Raw genomic sequence first — 1,973 nt, 5'->3', positions numbered from 1 at the left:
TCGTCGCAACACCCTGATCTCGGAGGTATGCGACATGGCTACAGCAGACTGGAGCAAGAAGGCCAGCGATGTTGCAAGAAACACTCGTCGGCAGTGGCGTGCTGATCGTGCGCTTCGCCCAGCGATGCGTTCGCCCGGGCGACCGGAGCCTTCGCGGGTGGTGCAACGTCAGTTCTGGCGGTTGATTGCGACCGGAATGAGCACCGCGGAGGCATCTTTGACGGTCGGCGTGTCGGTCCCAGTCGGGTCGCGGTGGTTCCGCCACGCTGGCGGAATGACGCCACTGAGTCTCGATGAGCCCACCGGCCGCTACCTTTCGTTCGCCGAACGCGAGGAAATCGCACTGCTGCGCGCCCAGGACGTCGGCGTCCGCGAGATCGCCCGCAGGATCGGCCGCGACCCAGGAACAATCTCACGCGAACTGCGCCGTAACGCAGCAACCCGGAGCGGAAAACTGTTCTACCGTGCCCTGGTCGCGCAGTGGAAAGCACAACAGGCCTCGAAGCGTCCGAAGTCCGCGAAACTGTTGAACAACAACCAGTTACGTGAATACGTACAAGAACGTTTAGCGGGCAGTGCCCGGTTATCGGACGGCACGGTCATCAGTGGACCGCAGCCACCGCCGTGGAAGGGGTTGAACAAGCCGCATCGACAGGACCGGAGGTGGGCGACGGCGTGGAGCCCGGAGCAGATTTCGCAGCGGCTGAAAGTCGACTTCCCGGATGATGAGTCCATGCGTATCAGCCAGGAGGCGATCCACGAATCACTATTCATCGAGGGCCGAGGCGCCCTCAAACGCGATTTGGTGACGTGTCTGCGTACAGGCCGCGCACTGCGGGAGCCACGTGCGCGCTCGCGGAACAAGCCACAGGGGCATGTCACCGCGGATGTCGTTCTCTCCGAACACCCGCCTGAAGCCGATGATCGCGCGTTCCCTGGGCATTGGGAGGATGACCTGATCATCGGGACGGGCCGCTCTGCGATCGGCACACTCGTCGAGCGCAGCAGTCGATGCACGATCCTCGTGCACCTTCCCCGGCTGGAAGGCTGGGGTGATAACCCGCCAGTGAAAAACGGTCCGTCGCTGGGCGGTTACGGAGCTGTCGCAATGAATGCCGCTTTGGCGGAATCGATCACCGAGCTCCCCGAGCAGCTGCGCAAGACCCTCACCTGGGACCGCGGCAAGGTGCTGTCCGGGTATGCCCAGTTCGCGCTCGATACCGGCACCAAAGTGTACTTCGCCGATCCGCACTCTCCTTGGCAGCGACCTACCAACGAAAACACCAATGGAGTTCTGCGGCAATACTTCCCGAAAGGCACTGATCTGTCTCGTTGGTCCGCCAAGGACCTCGAAGCCGTCGCACTCGCCGTCAACAACCGACCACGGAAGGTCCTCGGATGGAAGACGCCGGTCGAGGTCTTCACCGAACAGTTAGACTTGCTCAAACAGCCCGGTGTTGCAACGACCGATTGAACTCGCCCAATTCAGATCCAGGAAGTTCGTGCACGCGTTGTCCCACAATGGATTACGTGGATCGATGGGCCGCGTTGGGGCATGCGGCGACAACGCTGCGATGGAGTCGTTCTTCGCCCTGCTGCAGAAGAACGTTCTCGACCGCCAGCGCTGGTCCACGCGGGCGCAACTGCGGCTGGCGATCGTGACGTGGATCGGACGGACCTACCACCGCAAGCGCCGCCAACGACGCCTCGACAAACTCACGCCGATCGAGTTTGAGACAATCAACCGGGCCGCGCACGCGGCCTGAATCACTCAACCCCACGAGTCAACTGAAGTGGGGGCAGTCCCGTTCCTACTTTCAGATTGGAGCGACGCCCATGCAGTGGCTCTCACTCGGACTTTCGGTAGCGGGGCTCGTAGGCTTTGCCGTGCTAGCCGGGGCGTTCTTCGGCTGAGGCTCCCCCCGGATGGTGGACACCGAGATAGCGGGATCGATGGTTCCGCTGGAAGGATG

The 1,973-nt window shown here is 62.3% G+C and carries 1 protein-coding gene and 1 pseudogene; both read left to right on the top strand.

Going from position 1 to position 1,973, the window contains the following annotated elements:
• Positions 1–274 precede the first annotated feature (274 nt).
• On the top strand, positions 275–1,474 hold the full coding sequence (locus tag BJI47_RS12410; protein WP_125458727.1) for an IS30 family transposase: 1,200 nt from the start codon (positions 275–277) through the stop codon (positions 1,472–1,474).
• Positions 1,475–1,478: 4 nt separating this feature from the next.
• Positions 1,479–1,766 (top strand): annotated as a pseudogene (locus BJI47_RS12405) (IS3 family transposase); the annotation flags it as partial.
• Positions 1,767–1,973: the final 207 nt, after the last annotated feature.

This window comes from Rhodococcus sp. 1168 (assembly GCF_002091955.1).
GTDB lineage: Bacteria > Actinomycetota > Actinomycetes > Mycobacteriales > Mycobacteriaceae > Rhodococcoides.
Note: the sequence above shows the minus strand (reverse complement) of the source record. Positions and strands in the feature narration are given on the sequence as shown.

Excerpts from the sequence above, each read along its gene's own strand:
- BJI47_RS12410 (WP_125458727.1), top strand. The coding sequence starts at position 275 with ATGACGCCACTGAGTCTCGATGAGCCCACCGGCCGCTACCTTTCGTTC.